At 49.7% G+C, this 18,396-nt stretch carries 20 protein-coding genes, 1 pseudogene and 1 other annotated feature; of the genes and pseudogenes, 11 read left to right on the top strand and 10 right to left on the bottom strand.

Annotated elements, in window-relative coordinates:
- Positions 1 to 57: 57 nt before the first annotated feature.
- A pseudogene (locus tag HV314_RS14475) lies at positions 58 to 180 on the bottom strand (SDR family oxidoreductase); the annotation flags it as partial.
- A 30-nt stretch (positions 181 to 210) separates the two neighbouring features.
- Entirely contained in the window at positions 211 to 879 is a 669-nt protein-coding gene (hxpB, locus tag HV314_RS14470; protein ID WP_016156335.1) for a hexitol phosphatase HxpB, read from the bottom strand.
- Positions 880 to 1,047: 168 nt separating this feature from the next.
- On the opposite strand from hxpB, the gene HV314_RS14465 reads away from it, so the two are divergent.
- Positions 1,048 to 1,584 (top strand): YniB family protein, encoded by a 537-nt coding sequence (locus tag HV314_RS14465; protein ID WP_019076635.1) that lies wholly within the window; start codon positions 1,048 to 1,050, stop codon positions 1,582 to 1,584.
- A 64-nt stretch (positions 1,585 to 1,648) separates the two neighbouring features.
- Here HV314_RS14465 and HV314_RS14460 read toward each other — a convergent pair whose 3' ends face one another.
- Together HV314_RS14460 and pfkB are read right to left on the bottom strand one after the other, a co-directional pair.
- On the bottom strand, positions 1,649 to 2,509 hold the full coding sequence (locus tag HV314_RS14460; protein ID WP_016152861.1) for a fructosamine kinase family protein: 861 nt from the start codon (positions 2,507 to 2,509) through the stop codon (positions 1,649 to 1,651).
- Positions 2,510 to 2,778: 269 nt separating this feature from the next.
- On the bottom strand, positions 2,779 to 3,708 hold the full coding sequence (gene pfkB / locus HV314_RS14455) for a 6-phosphofructokinase II (protein WP_181545931.1): 930 nt from the start codon (positions 3,706 to 3,708) through the stop codon (positions 2,779 to 2,781).
- Positions 3,709 to 3,995: 287 nt separating this feature from the next.
- On the opposite strand from pfkB, the gene HV314_RS14450 reads away from it, so the two are divergent.
- On the top strand, positions 3,996 to 4,754 hold the full coding sequence (locus HV314_RS14450; protein ID WP_181545929.1) for a DUF481 domain-containing protein: 759 nt from the start codon (positions 3,996 to 3,998) through the stop codon (positions 4,752 to 4,754).
- Positions 4,755 to 4,921: 167 nt separating this feature from the next.
- Here the strand turns inward: HV314_RS14450 and yniD are convergent, their stop codons facing one another.
- A complete protein-coding gene (gene yniD, locus HV314_RS14445) occupies positions 4,922 to 5,029 on the bottom strand; it encodes a small membrane protein YniD (RefSeq protein ID WP_003030590.1) in 108 nt (35 codons plus the stop codon).
- A 304-nt stretch (positions 5,030 to 5,333) separates the two neighbouring features.
- Here yniD and thrS point away from each other — a divergent pair, with 304 nt between their 5' ends.
- From thrS to ihfA, 8 genes are all read left to right on the top strand, one after another.
- Entirely contained in the window at positions 5,334 to 7,262 is a 1,929-nt protein-coding gene (gene thrS, locus HV314_RS14440; protein WP_016152864.1) for a threonine--tRNA ligase, read from the top strand.
- Positions 7,263 to 7,265: 3 nt separating this feature from the next.
- Positions 7,266 to 7,808, top strand: a complete 543-nt coding sequence (gene infC / locus HV314_RS14435; protein WP_048997935.1) for a translation initiation factor IF-3 — start codon at positions 7,266 to 7,268, stop codon at positions 7,806 to 7,808.
- Between the two features lie 96 nt (positions 7,809 to 7,904).
- Entirely contained in the window at positions 7,905 to 8,102 is a 198-nt protein-coding gene (gene rpmI / locus HV314_RS14430; RefSeq protein WP_003030583.1) for a 50S ribosomal protein L35, read from the top strand.
- 55 nt (positions 8,103 to 8,157) lie between these two features.
- Complete coding sequence (gene rplT / locus HV314_RS14425; protein ID WP_003030578.1) at positions 8,158 to 8,514, top strand: 50S ribosomal protein L20; 357 nt, start codon at positions 8,158 to 8,160, stop codon at positions 8,512 to 8,514.
- 120 nt (positions 8,515 to 8,634) lie between these two features.
- Positions 8,635 to 8,759 (top strand) — a sequence feature (Phe leader region).
- Positions 8,640 to 8,684 (top strand): pheST operon leader peptide PheM, encoded by a 45-nt coding sequence (gene pheM, locus HV314_RS27185; RefSeq protein ID WP_001386830.1) that lies wholly within the window; start codon positions 8,640 to 8,642, stop codon positions 8,682 to 8,684. (Overlaps the previous feature by 45 nt.)
- Before the next feature lie 167 nt (positions 8,760 to 8,926).
- Positions 8,927 to 9,910 (top strand): phenylalanine--tRNA ligase subunit alpha, encoded by a 984-nt coding sequence (gene pheS / locus HV314_RS14415; protein WP_016152865.1) that lies wholly within the window; start codon positions 8,927 to 8,929, stop codon positions 9,908 to 9,910.
- 15 nt (positions 9,911 to 9,925) lie between these two features.
- Positions 9,926 to 12,313: a phenylalanine--tRNA ligase subunit beta gene (pheT, locus tag HV314_RS14410; protein ID WP_181545927.1), complete on the top strand. Its 2,388-nt coding sequence runs from the start codon at positions 9,926 to 9,928 to the stop codon at positions 12,311 to 12,313.
- A gap of 4 nt (positions 12,314 to 12,317) precedes the next feature.
- Positions 12,318 to 12,617 carry an integration host factor subunit alpha gene (gene ihfA / locus HV314_RS14405; protein WP_003030571.1) on the top strand — a complete coding sequence of 100 codons (300 nt, stop codon included), beginning with the start codon at positions 12,318 to 12,320 and terminating at the stop codon, positions 12,615 to 12,617.
- Positions 12,618 to 12,657: 40 nt separating this feature from the next.
- Here the strand turns inward: ihfA and HV314_RS14400 are convergent, their stop codons facing one another.
- The 5 genes from HV314_RS14400 to HV314_RS14380 form a co-directional block, all read right to left on the bottom strand.
- Entirely contained in the window at positions 12,658 to 13,887 is a 1,230-nt protein-coding gene (locus HV314_RS14400) for a NupC/NupG family nucleoside CNT transporter (protein WP_181545925.1), read from the bottom strand.
- 3 nt (positions 13,888 to 13,890) lie between these two features.
- The gene (locus HV314_RS14395) at positions 13,891 to 14,853 is read right to left on the bottom strand and encodes a nucleoside hydrolase (RefSeq protein WP_169330177.1); all 963 of its coding nucleotides are present in this window, start codon (positions 14,851 to 14,853) and stop codon (positions 13,891 to 13,893) included.
- A 17-nt stretch (positions 14,854 to 14,870) separates the two neighbouring features.
- Complete coding sequence (locus HV314_RS14390) at positions 14,871 to 15,605, bottom strand: outer membrane protein OmpK (RefSeq protein WP_181545923.1); 735 nt, start codon at positions 15,603 to 15,605, stop codon at positions 14,871 to 14,873.
- Positions 15,606 to 15,636: 31 nt separating this feature from the next.
- Positions 15,637 to 16,851, bottom strand: a complete 1,215-nt coding sequence (locus HV314_RS14385) for a PfkB family carbohydrate kinase (protein WP_065554671.1) — start codon at positions 16,849 to 16,851, stop codon at positions 15,637 to 15,639.
- Between the two features lie 85 nt (positions 16,852 to 16,936).
- Positions 16,937 to 17,095 (bottom strand): DUF1427 family protein, encoded by a 159-nt coding sequence (locus tag HV314_RS14380; protein ID WP_049268801.1) that lies wholly within the window; start codon positions 17,093 to 17,095, stop codon positions 16,937 to 16,939.
- A gap of 304 nt (positions 17,096 to 17,399) precedes the next feature.
- Here HV314_RS14380 and btuC point away from each other — a divergent pair, with 304 nt between their 5' ends.
- Complete coding sequence (gene btuC / locus HV314_RS14375) at positions 17,400 to 18,380, top strand: vitamin B12 ABC transporter permease BtuC (protein ID WP_137380461.1); 981 nt, start codon at positions 17,400 to 17,402, stop codon at positions 18,378 to 18,380.
- Positions 18,381 to 18,396 lie beyond the last annotated feature (16 nt).

Raw genomic sequence — 18,396 nt, 5'->3', positions numbered from 1 at the left:
GGTTTTATACAGTAGGCGGAAGAGGTGACGTTGTAACCCTTTGTCACAAGTGCGCCTTTACCGCGCCAGCCAACCGCCATCCACGGCCTGCGTATAGCCATGTATATAGTCCGAGGCAGCACTTGCGAGGAACACGACCGGGCCTTTCAGATCATCAGGCGTGCCCCAGCGTCCGGCAGGCGGGCAATGCGATCATTGCCCGTCGCAGGATTAGCCGCGCAGGTGAGCGGCAGTGAGTTCGGTGAGCGAGGCCAGTTTGACGTCGGCCAGAACGAAGCGAGGATCGTCCTGATTTTCATGCGCAGGTACTACGATGGAACGCATACGGGCGGCTTTCGAAGCAATCATGCCGTTCACCGAGTCTTCCAGTGCTACGCAGTTTATAGGGTCAATGCCCAGTTTTGCCGCGCAATCGAGATAAACCTGCGGATGCGGTTTGCTGTAGGGCAGTTTTTCCGCAGAAGCCAGTGCATCGAAGCTGCTGCGCAGATCAAACATGGTTAGAACTTTTTCCAGCATATGCAGCGGCGAGGCGGATGCCAGTCCTACTTTCAACCCCTGAGATTTGCACAATGCCACGGCCTCACGCACGCCCGGCAGCAGTGGTTTTGTTTCTTCAACTAACGCAATTGCGCGGGTAATGATGCGCTCGGTTACTTCCTGACGTGAGGGACCGTTCCACGGTTGCTGTGCAAACCACAAATCAACCACCATGTCGATGCGTAAGCCAAGTGTATCGGGAAGTTCATGGCGGCGGGAGATATCAACGCCTAAACTTGCTATCACATCCAGTTCGGCCTGATCCCAAAGCGGTTCAGAATCGACCAGTAATCCATCCATATCGAAAATTGCAGCAAGAATTTGACGCGGGGTTGACATCACAACCTCTCCTTTACGGGTGATAAAAGGGATTAAGAGCCAGCCAGGACGGGCTCTGAGCGTTCATTATGGCTAATTCAGCAGTATACCGCCTTTAAAGATCAGGCGAAAACGATAATCAACGGGTAAACTTAGGCCAAAATGACACGTCTTAATCAAGGGGAACTCATGACGTATCAACAAGCTGGACGCATTGCCATCTTGAAAAGGCTGGTGGGATGGGTGATTTTCATTCCCGCGCTGATTTCAACCCTGGTTTCAGTACTGAAGTTTATGTATGCGCACAGCGAAAAGCAGGAAGGGATTAACGCGGTCATGCTCGATTTTGCACACGTGATGATCGACATGATGCGTGTGAACACACCTTTTCTTAACGTGTTTTGGTATAACTCGCCGACGCCCGATTTTCAAAGTGGACTGAATCTCGTTTTTTGGCTGATTTTCATTCTGATTTTTATCGGTCTGGCGTTGCAGGATTCAGGCGCCAGAATGAGCCGTCAGGCGCGTTATTTACGCGAGGGCGTTGAGGATCAGTTGATTCTGGAACAGGCAAAGGGCAGTGAAGGGTTATCACGCGAGCAACTTGAGTCGCGTATTGTGGTACCGCACCATACGATCTTTTTACAAATTTTCCCGCTCTATATTTTGCCGGTGATCGTTATCGTGATTGGCTACTTCTTCTTTTCATTACTGGGTTTTTTGTAACTGCTGCACTATCAGGCCTGACGCGTTGCGAAACGCCAGGCCAGATAAGCAACGTGCGACTTTGCTAAGCCGCCAGTAACCTGTCCAGCGCTTTCTGCGCCACGACCAGATGCTGTCCCCCGAACAGAATAGCCCTATTCAGCAGCGTATAGAGCTGGTAGACAGGCTGTCTGTCGAGAAAATCCAATGGTAGCGGAGAAACAGACTGATAACCGTCATAGAGTTGCGGCGGCTGATCGGTATGTAACGGCAGCATTGCCAGGTCACACTCTCTGTCCCCCCAGTAGCAGGCAGGGTCAAAGATGTACGGGCCGTTCGGGCCGAGAGCGCAGTTCCCGGACCACAAATCACCATGCAGAAGAGACGGCTGCGGCTGATGAGAAGAGAGACGCTGCTGAACATGCTCGACGATGGCGTCGATATTGCCAAACGCAATGCCTTTTTCAGCGGCGAGTTCCAGCTGCCAGCCAATACGCTGCTCGGCAAAAAAGGTTGACCAGCGACGTTGCCAGGTGTTGGGCTGCGGCGTGGTAGAGAGCGCGTTATCGAAGTCGAGCCCAAACTGCGGCTGATCGCTCCATTCATGCAAATGCGCCAACTGCTGGCCGAGGATAAACGCGTTGTGCGCATCAAGCGGACGGGGAGGGAGGAAATCCATCACCAGAAAGCTGTAATCTCTGTCTGCGCCTACCGCCCAGACTTTCGGTACAGATACGGTTTGACTGCGAGAAAGTAGCTCCAGCTGATCGGCTTCCGCCGTAAAGCCGGTTAACAGCTCTCTTTCATCGCATTTAACGAAAAAATCGCGCCCCGCATAGCGTAAATGCCATGCGGCGTGGATCTCTCCGCCGGGCAGTTCGTTACGCAGTTCGATTTCGCCTTCACCTAATTGCTCGCTTAAAAGACGACTGATAGCCTGCCACATGATGTCTCTCCCCATGTTGTCTGCCAGATCATAAGGTTAGCGCAAGAATGCGGTTAAAAAACACGAACTGACGCACACCACGGACGCGTCATCGCTGGAAAGGCACTTAATGTGTGTCGTTCTTCTTCACCTCGCATAGTTGTGAAGACGCCTGGTCGCACATGATTCACTGCTTTGTAATCACGTGATTTTTTATCATAGACGTATAACACCTATGCCGACAGTTTTACGGGGAAATCCCCTTGTATCTAGACAAGTGGAAGCCGTTATTACTGAGCCAGATACGCGTATATTTTTTGCGTATCGTCTAAACCGCACAGACGCGTACCCTGATTCAGGGTGGCGGCGCTACCTGCGGCGACACCGTAACGAACAATATCTGCAAAAGGTGCGCTCTCAGCCAGTTTAAGCGTCATGGCCCCGACCATACTGTCGCCCGCGCCTACGGTACTTTGACTCTTCACTGGTGGCGGAACCACTTGGACACAGGTTTCACGATCAACTCCCAGCGCTCCTTGTGGTCCAAGCGAGACCACTACACGATGCGCTTTTCCGCTTTGCACGATTTCCTGCGCGGCGTTGCGCACATCATCGGGCTGCGTGAGTTCGCGATTCACCAGCGCGCTCAGTTCTTTGAGGTTGGGTTTGACCAGTTCGATATTGCCGATGGTTAATGCTGCCGCCAGCGCTTCGCCAGAACTATCGACGATACAGCGAATCCCTTGTTTTTGTGCTGTGGTAATGAGCCGGGTCAGCTTCTCAAGCTGTACGCCAGGCGGCAAACTGCCGCTAATAACCAGCAGTGCGCCAGACTCAATTTCCAGCACCTGATCCTGAAGTTGGTAGAACTCATCATCGGTGAGCGCAGCGCCTGGCATGACGAAGCGATACTGTTCGCCGCTGGACTCAACGTGGACATGGAGATTTTGTCGGGTCCAGTCTTTAGCTTCGACGGTGGATACGGGAACACTTTCGTCGGCGAGCAAAGCAACAAGATGCTCTCCGGTGGCGCCACCCGCAGGGAAGATGGCCGTAGCGGTGCCGCCAAGATGGGCAATTGCGCGAGCGACGTTGATGCCGCCGCCGCCGGGTTCAAAAACCGGCGAGGTACAGCGAAGCTTACCTTCCGGGTAGATTTGCGGCGTGATTGTTGCGCTATCGAGAGAGGGCGCAAGTGTTAACGTATAGATACGTACCATCTTTACCTCCTGTTAGGCTGTCCTCAGTCTGGCACTTAACCCCCCGAAAGTGAAGTAATTAACAACATGATTTTTCATATCTTTATTTAAAATAATCGCGTTAAAGATATATAAATAAAAAAACGGTTTAGGAACGTTCTTATTCAAAAAATGAAATAAGAATTTATTGCTATGTTATTCGAGTCTTTTTATAATTTGTTACCTTTCAAGGGTCTTTTGTCATTGATCCATATGAAAGTTTCCGAGACCGTTATGGTCTCTTTTTTTGTTGTACGGACTCTTAATAAATGAAGCTTTTGAAGACAGTGCCCGCAGCGTTACTGCTGACGGGTGGCCTGCTTGCGTCAATGCAGGCTGCCGCCGATGATTCCGTTTTTACTGTCATGGATGACCCTTCCAGCGCGAAAAAAACCTTTGAAGGTAATCTGAACGCGGGATATCTCGCCCAGTCAGGCAACACAAAAAGTTCTTCTTTAACTGCAGACACCACCATGACCTGGTACGGTCAAACTACGGCGTGGTCTTTGTGGGGAAATGCCAGCAATACCTCCTCAAATGATGAGCGTTCATCGGAGAAATATGCCGTAGGTGGCCGTAGTCGTTACAACATGACCGACTATGACTATCTCTTTGGTCAGGCAAGCTGGCTGACCGACCGTTACAACGGCTATCGCGAGCGTGACGTGCTAACCGCAGGTTATGGTCGTCAGTTCCTCAACGGACCGGTGCACAGCTTCCGTTTTGAATTCGGTCCTGGTGTGCGCTATGACGAGCACACGGATGGCACCACCGAAACACAGCCGCTGGGCTATGCGTCCGGGGCCTATGCGTGGCAGATGACGGACAATACTAAGTTTACGCAAGGTGTGTCGGTATTTGGTGCTGACGATACAACGCTCAATTCTGAAACAGCCTTGAACGTTGCCATCAACGAACACTTTGGGTTAAAGGTGGCTTACAACGTTACCTGGAACTCTGAACCACCGGCAACAGCGCCGGAGCATACCGATCGTCGTACTACTGTGTCACTCGGCTATCGTATGTAATGACAAGCCGGGTCAAATAATTGGCCCGGCTTTTCTCAATTAACGTTAAATTTATTTAATATTAAATCTGTGTTTTATTTTTAATACTTATCAATAACGCGCTATTTTCAGACGAATTCGATTTAATTGATAAATACAACGGAACCGGAACTGCGTGTACCAGTATTTTAACCCCAGATCATCGCAGCCCAACGTAGCATCAGCATTGCCGCACAAATAACGAGCAGTATCACAACCATCTTCCAGTGTTTCTTCGCAAAGCGATTTGTTGGCATTGTCCTTTTCCTGCTCAGGTTAGATAACTTTATACAAGTGTAACAAAAACGTCAGGGTGTCAGTGAATTGATTTACATCATAGAGTGCACGTTGATTGTTGCTTTGATCGGCTCGTAATGCCGTGTACACTGTCAAACGGTGTTATCAAAAAGCGGGTGTAGGTCCAGTGTAGCCATTAAGGCGACCAGTGACATATTTCGCAGAGTGAAGCGGGAATCAGCCCACACCTTTTTGATGATTTTAAATATTGAATCTTTGTATGTGATCTTACGTGTGGGTCACCACTGCAAATAAGGATATAACATGCCTGTTATTACTCTTCCTGATGGCAGCCAACGCCATTACGACCACGCTGTAAGCCCCATGGATGTTGCGCTGGACATCGGTCCAGGTCTGGCGAAAGCCACTATTGCTGGCCGTGTTGACGGTGAGCTGGTAGATGCTTCCGATCTGATTGAGCATGATGCGAAGCTCTCTATCATCACCGCGAAGGATGAAGAAGGTCTGGAGATCATTCGTCACTCCTGTGCGCACCTGTTAGGGCACGCGATCAAACAACTCTGGCCGCACACCAAAATGGCGATCGGACCGGTTGTTGATAACGGTTTTTACTACGATATCGATCTTGACCGTACGCTAACCCAGGAAGATGTCGACGCGCTCGAGAAGCGGATGCACGAGCTCGCTGAGAAAAACTACGATGTCATTAAGAAGAAAGTCAGCTGGTACGAAGCGCGTGAAACCTTCGTGAAGCGTGGCGAGACCTATAAAGTCTCCATTCTTGATGAAAACATTGCCCATGATGACAAGCCTGGCTTGTACCATCATGAAGAATATGTCGATATGTGCCGTGGCCCGCACGTGCCGAACATGCGTTTCTGTCATCACTTCAAACTGATGAAGACCGCTGGGGCATACTGGCGTGGCGACAGCAATAACAAGATGCTGCAGCGTATTTATGGTACTGCGTGGGCCGATAAAAAAGCCCTGAGTGCCTACCTGCAACGTCTGGAAGAAGCGGCCAAACGCGACCACCGTAAAATCGGTAAGCAGCTTGACCTGTATCATATGCAGGAAGAAGCGCCGGGTATGGTGTTCTGGCACAATGATGGCTGGACAATCTTCCGTGAACTGGAAGTCTTTGTTCGCTCAAAACTGAAAGAATACCAGTATCAGGAAGTTAAAGGTCCGTTCATGATGGACCGCGTGCTGTGGGAAAAAACAGGTCACTGGGATAACTACAAAGATGCGATGTTCACGACCTCCTCTGAGAACCGTGAATACTGCATTAAGCCCATGAACTGCCCGGGCCACGTGCAGATCTTCAATCAGGGTCTGAAATCCTATCGTGATCTGCCGTTGCGTATGGCCGAGTTTGGTAGCTGCCACCGTAATGAGCCGTCAGGCGCGCTGCATGGCCTGATGCGCGTTCGTGGCTTCACTCAGGATGATGCACATATCTTCTGTACAGAAGAGCAGATCCGTGATGAAGTTAACGCTTGCATTCGTATGGTCTACGATATGTATAGCACCTTTGGCTTCGAGAAAATCGTCGTCAAACTGTCCACTCGCCCCGAAAAACGTATCGGTAGCGATGAAATGTGGGACCGTGCTGAAGCTGACCTGGCCGTTGCGCTGGAAGAAAACAACATCCCGTTTGAGTACCAACTGGGTGAGGGCGCATTCTACGGTCCGAAAATTGAATTTACCCTGTATGACTGCCTCGATCGTGCATGGCAGTGCGGTACTGTACAGCTGGACTTCTCTCTGCCGTCCCGTTTAAGCGCCTCTTATGTTGGCGAAAACAACGAGCGTCAGGTGCCGGTTATGATTCACCGCGCAATTCTTGGGTCGATGGAACGTTTCATCGGTATCCTGACCGAAGAGTTCGCTGGCTTCTTCCCGACCTGGCTTGCGCCAGTTCAGGTTGTCGTCATGAACATCACCGATTCACAGTCTGAATACGTCAACGAATTAACGCAGAAACTACAAAATGCGGGTATTCGTGTAAAAGCAGACTTGAGAAATGAGAAGATTGGCTTTAAAATCCGCGAGCACACTTTACGTCGTGTCCCTTATATGTTGGTCTGTGGCGACAAAGAGGTAGAAGCAGGCAAAGTTGCCGTGCGCACCCGTCGTGGCAAAGACTTGGGCAGCCTGGACGTAAATGAAGTGATTGAGAAGCTGCAACAAGAGATTCGCAGCCGCAGTCTTCAACAACTGGAGGAATAAGGTATTAAAGGCGGAAAACGAGTTCAAACGGCACGTCCGAATCGTATCAATGGCGAGATTCGCGCCCTGGAAGTTCGCTTAACAGGTCTGGAAGGCGAAGCTTTGGGTATTGTGAGTCTGAGAGAAGCGATCGAAAAAGCTGAAGAAGCTGGAGTAGATTTAGTTGAAATCAGCCCTAACGCCGAACCGCCAGTTTGTCGTATTATGGACTACGGCAAGTTCCTTTATGAAAAGAGTAAGTCTTCTAAGGAACAGAAGAAAAAGCAAAAAGTTATCCAGGTTAAGGAAATTAAATTCCGTCCTGGCACCGACGATGGCGATTACCAGGTAAAACTCCGCAGCCTGGTACGCTTTCTGGAAGATGGCGATAAGGCTAAGATCACGCTGCGTTTTCGCGGTCGTGAGATGGCCCACCAACAGATCGGTATGGAAGTGCTCAACCGCGTCCGTGACGATCTGAGTGAACTGGCAGTAGTCGAATCCTTCCCTACGAAGATCGAAGGCCGCCAGATGATCATGGTGCTCGCTCCTAAGAAGAAACAGTAAGGCCTTCAAGTAGCAATGTCTGTGGAGCCTGCGGGTTCCACAGCCGTTGTTCGCCTACGTTTCGTTTATTAACAATGCGAAGTGGAAGTTATTAAAATGCCAAAAATTAAGACCGTACGCGGTGCTGCTAAGCGCTTCAAAAAAACCGGTGGTGGTGGATTTAAGCGTAAGCACGCAAACCTGCGTCATATTCTGACCAAAAAATCTACTAAGCGTAAACGTCACCTGCGTCCAAAAGGCCTCGTTTCTAAAGGCGATCTGGGGCTGGTTATCGCGTGCCTGCCGTACGCATAAGCCGTTAACGTTTAATTAATTTTTTTACTAAGAATATAGATACAGGAGAGCACATATGGCTCGCGTAAAACGTGGTGTAGTTGCCCGTGCACGTCACAAGAAAATTTTGAAACAAGCTAAAGGCTACTACGGTGCGCGTTCTCGCGTATACCGCGTTGCCTTCCAGGCTGTTATCAAAGCTGGTCAGTACGCTTATCGTGACCGTCGTCAGAAAAAGCGTCAGTTCCGTCAACTGTGGATTGCGCGTATCAACGCAGCAGCACGTCAGAACGGTATTTCTTACAGCAAATTCATCAACGGCCTGAAAAAAGCCTCTGTTGAAATCGACCGTAAGATCCTGGCTGACATCGCAGTATTCGACAAAGTAGCGTTCACCGCTCTGGTCGAAAAAGCGAAAGCAGCTCTGGCATAAGCCGGTGAAAAGAGGGAGCCTGGCTCCCTCTCTTTTATTTGTAGTGCAATCAATTGGTTGACAATTTATCCGTAAGCCTTTTCAATAAAGGTTGTTCGGTTTTTACCACACAAGGTAACGCAAGCATGAATGCTGCTATTTTCCGCTTCTTCTTTTACTTTAGCACCTGAACTCAGGAGGCTTGCGCGTGAAAGAAGAAACGGAAAACAGCGCCTAAAAGCCTCCCTGGTGGAGGCTTTTTTTATACACGTTATCCTTCAGGCTGCCTCTGCATTGGCTGCAGTCGCTTCCCCCAGTCTCGTACGTGTGTACGCTCCTGAGGATTAGCGCTCTACTGCTGCCTTGACTCAGCCAGAATGATTTTGTGTATATACGAGCGACTAGTGAATATCGCAACATAACGAGGAAAACCATGTCACATCTCGCAGAGCTGGTTGCCAGTGCAACGGCCGCCATTAACCAGGCTTCAGATGTTGCCGCGTTAGACAATGTCCGCGTCGAATATTTGGGCAAGAAAGGGCACCTGACCCTTCAGATGACTACCCTGCGTGAACTGCCGGCAGAAGAGCGCCCGGCAGCAGGTGCGGTGATAAACGAAGCCAAAGAGCAGGTTCAGCAAGCGCTGAACGCGCGTAAAGCCGAATTAGAAAATGCCGCGCTGAATGCTCGTCTGGCTGAAGAAACGATCGATATCTCCTTGCCTGGGCGTCGTATCGAAAACGGCGGTTTGCATCCGGTAACGCGGACTATCGATCGCATTGAAAGTTTCTTTGGTGAGCTGGGCTTTACCGTGGCGACCGGTCCGGAAATCGAAGATGACTATCATAACTTCGATGCGCTGAATATTCCTGGCCATCACCCGGCGCGCGCTGACCACGACACTTTCTGGTTTGATGCGACGCGTCTGCTGCGCACGCAGACTTCCGGCGTGCAGATCCGCACCATGAAAGAAAAACAGCCGCCGATCCGTATTATCGCTCCGGGCCGCGTATATCGTAACGACTACGATCAGACGCACACCCCAATGTTCCATCAGATGGAAGGGCTGATTGTTGATACCAACATCAACTTCACCAACCTGAAAGGCACGCTGCATGATTTCCTGCGCAACTTCTTTGAAGAAGACCTGCAGGTTCGTTTCCGTCCTTCCTACTTCCCGTTCACCGAACCTTCTGCGGAAGTCGATGTGATGGGTAAAAATGGCAAATGGCTGGAAGTATTGGGTTGCGGAATGGTTCATCCGAATGTGCTGCGTAACGTCGGTATCGATCCGGAAATCTACTCTGGCTTTGCATTCGGTATGGGTATGGAGCGTCTGACCATGCTGCGTTATGGCGTAACCGATCTGCGTTCTTTCTTCGAAAACGATCTGCGTTTCCTCAAACAGTTTAAATAAAGGCAGGATAAAACAATGAAATTCAGTGAACTGTGGTTACGCGAATGGGTAAACCCGGCGATTGATAGCGATGCGTTGTCAAACCAAATCACGATGGCGGGTCTGGAAGTTGACGGTGTGGATCCTGTTTCTGGCGCGTTCAACGGCGTTGTGGTGGGCGAAGTGGTTGAGTGCGCTCAGCATCCGAACGCTGACAAACTGCGCGTCACCAAGGTGAATGTCGGCGGCGACCGCCTGCTGGATATCGTCTGCGGTGCGCCAAACTGCCGTCAAGGGCTGAAGGTGGCTGTAGCAACTGTTGGTGCCGTTCTGCCGGGCGATTTCAAAATCAAAGCCGCAAAACTGCGCGGTGAGCCGTCTGAAGGCATGCTGTGCTCGTTTTCCGAGCTGGGCATTTCTGACGATCACAACGGTATTATCGAACTGCCTGTCGATGCACCAATTGGTACCGATATCCGTGAATACCTGAAACTTGACGATAATACTATCGAAATCAGCGTCACTCCGAACCGCGCCGACTGCTTAGGCATTATCGGTGTAGCACGTGACGTTGCTGTACTGAACAAAGCCCCTCTGGTTGAGCCGGAAATAGCGCCAGTAGCCGCAACCATTCACGACGTCCTGCCGATTCAGGTCGACGCGGTGGAAGCCTGTCCACGCTATCTGGGCCGCGTGGTGAAAGGCATTAACGTTAAAGCGCCAACCCCGCTGTGGATGAAAGAAAAACTGCGTCGTTGCGGCATCCGCTCGATCGATGCCGTGGTTGACGTGACTAACTATGTGCTGCTCGAATTGGGCCAGCCGATGCACGCATTCGACAAAGACCGCATTGAAGGCGGGATTGTTGTCCGCATGGCAAAAGAAGGTGAAACCCTGGTATTGCTGGACGGCAGCGAAGCGAAGCTGAATGCGGATACGCTGGTGATTGCGGACCATAACAAAGCGCTGGCAATGGGCGGCATCTTTGGTGGCGAGCACTCCGGTGTGAATGATGAAACGCAAAACGTCCTGCTGGAATGCGCGTTCTTCAGCCCGCTGTCTATTACCGGTCGCGCACGTCGTCACGGTCTGCACACCGATGCCTCTCACCGCTATGAGCGTGGTGTCGATCCGGCGCTGCAACATAAAGCCATGGAACGTGCTACGCGCCTGCTGATCGATATCTGCGGCGGCGAAGCGGGTCCAATCATTGACGTGACGAACGAAGCCTCGCTGCCAAAACGCGCAACCATTACGCTTCGCCGTAGCAAACTGGATCGTCTGATCGGACACCATATTGCGGATGAACAGGTGAGCGATATTCTGCGTCGTCTGGGTTGTGATGTTACGGAAGGGCAAGATGAGTGGAAAGCGGTAGCGCCGAGCTGGCGTTTCGATATGGAGATCGAAGAAGACCTGGTCGAAGAAGTCGCCCGTGTATACGGTTATGACAATATCCCGAATACGCCAATTCAGGCGGGTCTTATCATGGGTACGCATCGTGAAGCGGATTTGTCGCTGAAACGCGTAAAAACCATGCTGAATGACAAAGGCTACCAGGAGGTTATTACCTACAGCTTTGTCGACCCGAAAGTCCAGGCGCTGCTGCACCCGGCTGAAGAAGCGCTGTTGCTGCCAAGCCCAATCTCGATTGATATGTCGGCAATGCGTTTATCCCTGTGGACCGGCTTGCTGTCTACGGTAGTGTACAACCAGAATCGTCAGCAAAACCGCGTGCGTATTTTCGAAACGGGTTTACGTTTCGTACCGGACACGCAGGCCAACCTCGGGATCCGTCAGGATCTGATGCTGGCGGGCGCGATCTGCGGTAACCGTCATGATGAACACTGGAATCTGGCAAAAGAGACCGTTGATTTCTATGATCTGAAAGGCGATCTGGAAGCGGTTCTCGACCTGACCGGCAAGCTGGCGGATATTCAATTCAAAGCTGAAGCGAATCCAGCACTGCATCCGGGGCAGTCTGCGGCGATTTATCTGAAAGGTGAACGCATTGGTTTCATTGGGGTTGTTCATCCTGAACTGGAACGTAAACTGGATCTGAACGGTCGCACTCTGGTGTTTGAACTGGAGTGGAACAAGCTCGCAGACCGCGTGGTGCCTCAGGCGCGTGAAGTTTCTCGCTTCCCGGCGAACCGTCGCGACATCGCAGTCGTTGTGGCAGAAAACGTTCCCGCTGCGGATATTTTATCCGAATGTAAGAAAGTTGGCGTAAATCAGGTAGTTGGCGTAAACTTGTTTGACGTGTACCGCGGTAAGGGTGTTGCGGAGGGTTATAAGAGCCTCGCTATCAGCCTGATCCTTCAGGATACCAGCCGTACACTTGAAGAAGAGGAGATTGCCGCTACCGTCGCCAAATGTGTAGAGGCATTAAAAGAGCGATTCCAGGCATCATTGAGGGATTGAACCTATGGCGCTTACAAAAGCTGAAATGTCAGAATATCTGTTTGATAAGCTTGGGCTTAGCAAGCGGGATGCCAAAGAACTGGTCGAGCTGTTTTTCGAAGAGATCCGTCGTGCTCTGGAAAATGGTGAGCAGGTAAAACTCTCTGGTTTTGGTAACTTCGATCTGCGTGATAAGAATCAACGTCCGGGCCGTAATCCGAAAACGGGCGAAGATATTCCCATTACAGCACGGCGCGTGGTGACCTTCAGACCCGGGCAGAAGTTAAAAAGCCGGGTTGAAAACGCAACGCCGAAAGAAGAGTAATCTGAACTAACTAAAAAGGCCGCGAATGCGGCCTTTTTTCTTAGTGGGCCAGAAGGAAAAACAGCCCGGTCAGTGCTGCGCTCAGCAGGTTAGACAACGTGCCCGCCAGGATCACTTTAAGCCCCATTTTAGCAATGAAACTTTTTTTCCCCGGCACAATCCCCCCCAGTACGCCAATCAATGCGGCAGGAGAGGACAAATTGGCAAACCCAGCCAGCGCCATGATCGTTATTATCTGCGAATATTCCGACAGTTGGTCTTTCATTGGAATAAAGCTGGTATACGCGACGAACTCATTCAACACCAATTTTTGACCTAACAGGCTGCCAATTTGCAAGACTTCGTTAGCGGGAATGCCCAACAGCCAGGCAACCGGAGCAAAGAGGTAACTAAAGATAAATTGTAGCGTGACGTTACCATAGCCGAAAAAGCTACAAAACCAGCCCAACAAGCCGTTCACCATAGCAATTAATGCAATCAGTGCCAGAAGCATTGCCCCCACGTTAGCGGCTAGCTTCAGCCCGATAGTCGCGCCATTTGTCGCCGCTTCAACGATGTTGATAGGCTTTTCCTCTTGACCAAGCATATCGCCTGACACGTCGGCAGTATTTTCGGGTTCCGTTTCTGGAAACAGCATTTTCGCCATTAACAGACCGCCTGGTGCTGACATAAAAGAGGCGGCTACCAGATAGCGAATTTCGATCCCCATACTGGCATAGCCAACCAGCACTGAGCCTGCGATAGAGGCCACACCACCTGTCATGAGGGCAAACAGTTCTGAGCGCGTCATGCGTGGTGCATAAGGCTTCATCAGGACGAAGACGTCAGTATTGCCCGCAAAAATATTGGCCGTTGCAGCCATGGATTCTGCCGGGCTGGTGCGCAGCAGTTTATGGATACCCGTACCGATGAGACGGATAATCCACTGCATGATGCCCAGGTAGTACAGCACGGAGAACAATGCTGACATAAAAATGATAATCGGCAGAACATGCACGGCAAATACAAACCCCATTTTGAACTGTCCGAGATTACCGAAGAGAAAGTTAATCCCTTCCGACGAATAGTTCAGCATGCCGGACAGACTGTTTGATATGGCGAGTAAGATTTTTTCCCCTAAGGGGACATACAGGATAAATGCAGCAAAAAGAGCCTGGATTGCAAAGGCGCCGCCAACAGTGCGAAACCGGATAGCTTTGCGATTTTCTGAACATAGCCAGGCAACGAGTAACAGGACAACAATGCCAAGTATGACGATGAGTATCTGCATGGTTTATCCCTCATCGGCATCAATGATGCTTCGGAAAAGATCTTTAAAGAGCGCATCCCGCTCAATAAATTTTGCGACCTGAATGACGTGACGGCGGTTATCAAAACTCCAGCTCAGATTGTCATTGATCAAAGGGGATGTAAGGTATTCACAGGTGAACCAGTCAGGATTCAGGACATAGCCAACCGTAGTGATATCCCAAATGACTTTGCGGGATGCAAAACCAATCCAGGGGCATCGCGGGGCAATTTCAGCAAAGTAGCTACCAATGCGGCTGGTCTCTGCAAAATAGTGCTGCATCTCTGGGACCGATGAGGCCATAGTGTTAGCCACGCCAAAGCAGGGGATTTGGGTGAGCGCTACGCCGCTATCAAAAAGTACCCGACTCGCCGCAATGTCCTGCATCAGGTTGAATTCATGATTATCTTTCCAGGCATAACTGTTACCCCCAAGCCAGATGACATGAATCTTTGTTACGATGTCCGGCGCGAGGAGCAGTGCGTTAGCGATATTGGTCGGCGCGGCGATTGCGAGTACATGTAATGTTTGCTCAGCCGTTCTTGCCCGGTTAATCAAATCCTGTACTGCTGCTGACATCTCCGGCTGGTTGCTATCTTTCAGATAGCGTGTTGAACCCTGGAATATTTGCGGTATGTTTTCGCGGCGGGGGAGTTTGTTAAATACGCGATAGATCTCATCGACGCTCAGTTGCATGCCTACTGCGGGATCGTCAACATATGTGTGCGAGCCCTCTTTACCAAAATAGTGGTTGGTAAACGGAGCGGCGTAAACAGCTTGCAGATCGAGGCGCTCCGGGTGTAAGAATGCCCAGGCAATGGCCATCTGATCGTCAATTTCATTGTAGGTATCGCTGTCAATAACGATAGGCACTTTGCCATACTTAGGTGGCGTAATTAAGGCAATACGCTGCGCTGAAGTTAATTCAGGCCAGTGGATACTTAACATCGTTAATGTTCCTTAAGTTAGAAGTCGTAGGCCAGTCGATAAATGAGAATATCGCCATATCCATCCGCACCAAGTTTGTTATAGAAGTATCGATACATTAATGTGGTGGATATATGAGGCATGATTTTCCAGGTAATATTCAGACCGCCGTTTAAACCATTGCTACCATGATTGTTAGCGGTATAGTCATCATTACGGTCAAGTTCTATTTCATTCCAATTGGACAGTAAGAAGTCATGGTTGAGAAGATTGAAAGCATAGCCAGCGTTCCATCCGATTGAGAAACCATTGAGTCCATTAATATCATAAGCTGGGCCAAAATTACTGTGTGCGGTAATGTACTGACGAGCAATCCAGGGTTTAAACCACCATCCATCGCCTTTCAGGTCGGTATAGCCAAGCCCAATAAATTGATTCGTCTCTTTAAAATTAGGGCTTTGCGAATTATAGACTTTTGTAAATAGGCTGGCACCTGTTTTCCTGAGGTAGGTATGGATTTCACCATTCGCAGTCTGCCCCTGATTTCCCTCGTCATCTAGAATATTTTCAAAATCATAAAAACCGTACATTTCACCCCAATCAAAACCAATACCTCCCTCAATACCAATTAAGGCTTGTTCATATTCGAGGTCTTTAACACCAGCATCCCAGGATTGATAGTCAAAATGTATATTCCCCCAACCGTATTGTTGTTCAGCTAATGAGGAAAAAGCTACGCACGATAATAAAGCCCCGAAGGCGATTTTTTTCATTTTATATCCCTATTTTGGTGGTGGGTAAATATCAGTATTTAGTACAAGCTAATCGTTTTAATACGAGTTCATGGGATGGCATATTGGCTGCACCTTCACGCTCTACAGCCAGTGCTGCAAATACACAGGCGTAATGAATTGCGCTGGCAATATTTTCTCCACAGGCAAGCCGTGCCGCGAGTGCACCATTAAATGCATCACCGGCGCCGGATGTATCAATATTAACGGCGGGATATGCCGGGAACTGTTGGTGTGTAGAACCATCAAATAACCAGCACCCATCTTTGCCTAACGTAATTAGAATATATTGTGGTCCCATTTGGTGCATGGTTTCGGCGGCCTGACGAATATCGTCTGGCGTACGAATAGCCTTGCCAATTATCGCCTCTGCTTCTGTGAGGTTTGGGGTCAGGATGTGTGTCCAGCGGAGAAGGTCTGTCACCTCCTTGCGCCATGGCGCTGGATTCAGGATTGTCATCACCCCGGCGGCATGTGCGAACTTAATAGCTTGAGCTGTAGCGTCAGGATTGTTTTCCATCTGCGTCAAAAAAACATTGGCGGTGCCTATCTCGTCATAACAGGATATAATTTCTTCACTTGTTATTTCCTGATTAGCCCCTGGATTAATAACGATTACATTATCGCCAGCCTCTTCGGATATCATCACTACGGCACTGCCGGTTGGTGCATCATTTTTGGTAAAGATGGTTAGCTTTTCTAATCCTACGCCATTTAAAAAATGCTGGGCTTTAGTTGAAAACTCATCTTCACCTAATTTGACTGTAAAATAAGTGCGAGCATTGGCTTGTGCGGATGCTATCGCCTGGTTGCTGCCTTTCCCTCCGGGTAAACAACAGGAAAAAAGCGCGCGCGTGGTTTCCCCTGAAATAGGAAAACGGTGAAGCCGATAGACTAAGTCGGTATTAAATGAACCCAGAATGTAAACTTTCCCATTGTTTTCGTTCATTGATATTTCTCGTTCGATCTTTGATTGGTTAATGATGATGTTTTGGTGCAAATAAAGAGAGTTGTTCTCATATAATGGGAAAGCATTGTCGTGATTATATACAGCACCTCCATAGCATGAGCGGACATGTCCTGTTTTTACAAGGTCATTGATGTCGCGGCGGAGTGTTCTTTCCGTAACATCAAGTACCTTAACAAGAGATGATATTTTTACACTTCCTTGTTTTTTGAGTAGTGTTAAAATATAGCGAAGACGCTGTTTTTTGTAACGACAGGGCATCTAATCCTCACTTTTCATGAATGTGATGAGAGGTCCATGTAATAAGTTTATTTTGTCTATACGTTAATTTCTTTGGTGAATGAATTTATTTGTTGAATAAATAATTAAAGATCTGATTACCACTAAGTACACCGATGATACCAAATACACCAGGCCAGACAGTAGGGGCTGGAATGGGAAGTTTTATTAATGTAAATATGAAACCAATAATTGCACCGGCAATAAGCGAAAGAATTATATCCATAAGATAATTCCTGAGGGTGTTATGATGATACGAAGACTACACAATATATTTATGTATTGATGAGAAGACAATCACACAAAACTTCTGCAACCGGACATCCTGTCCGGTTGTGGTTATTTATTTAATCTCAGGAACGATATTAATAATGACAGCTACTACCTGGTATTGCTGCCAGCATTGCATTATGCAAAAGACTAAGGTTCATGCTGTTTTGGGCCATTGCCTCATTTGCGGTAGAGCTTCCTTCCATGTTTTTTGCTTTCATCGTAAAATTAATGAGATAACCCATAAAAAAAGTATAAACATGCAACCTTTTGCACAATTACAACGTCGGCGAGACCGATACTGGTTAGGCACTTTAACGCTGTTGCTATTGGCCATGCTCGTGATTAGTTTATGCGCAGGAGAACAGTGGATCGCCCCCGGCGACTGGTTCAGCGCCCGCGGTGATCTGTTCGTCTGGCAAATCCGATTTCCCCGTACCCTCGCCGTTTTGCTGGTAGGCGCTGCGTTGGCCTTATCTGGCGCAGTGATGCAAGCTCTCTTTGAAAACCCGCTCGCAGAGCCTGGATTACTGGGCGTGTCTAATGGCGCGGGCGTCGGGCTCATCGCGGCGGTGCTGCTGGGGCAGGGGCAGCTCCCCGGCTGGGCGTTGGGCTTATGCGCCATCGCTGGGGCGCTGATTATCACGCTTATTCTGCTCCGTTTTGCCCGCCGTCATTTGTCTACCAGCCGTCTGCTGTTGGCGGGGGTGGCGCTGGGCATTATCTGTAGCGCGCTGATGACATGGGCCATCTACTTCTCCACTTCTTTTGATTTGCGACAGCTAATGTACTGGATGATGGGGGGCTTTGGCGGCGTTGACTGGCATCAGGCCTGGCTCATGGTGGCGTTGATTCCGGTGCTGGTGTGGATCTGCTGTCAGTCGCAGCCGATGAATATGCTGGCGCTGGGGGAGACTTCTGCACGTCAGTTGGGATTGCCGTTATGGTTCTGGCGCAACCTGCTGGTGGTCGCCACGGGCTGGATGGTTGGCGTAAGCGTGGCTCTGGCGGGAGCGATTGGCTTTATTGGGCTTGTGATCCCACATATTCTGCGGCTGTGCGGCTTAACCGATCATCGCGTGTTACTGCCGGGCTGCGCGTTGGCTGGCGCTATCGTATTACTGTTGGCTGATGTTGTCGCGCGTCTGGTGCTGGCCTCGGCTGAGCTGCCAATTGGCGTGGTGACGGCCACCATGGGCGCACCGGTATTTATCTGGCTATTGTTAAAAGCCGCGCGCTAGAACGCGTTGATTCGGT

The sequence above is a fragment of the Citrobacter sp. RHBSTW-00887 genome, assembly GCF_013728095.1.
Lineage (GTDB): Bacteria > Pseudomonadota > Gammaproteobacteria > Enterobacterales > Enterobacteriaceae > Citrobacter > Citrobacter braakii.
Note: the sequence above shows the minus strand (reverse complement) of the source record. Positions and strands in the feature narration are given on the sequence as shown.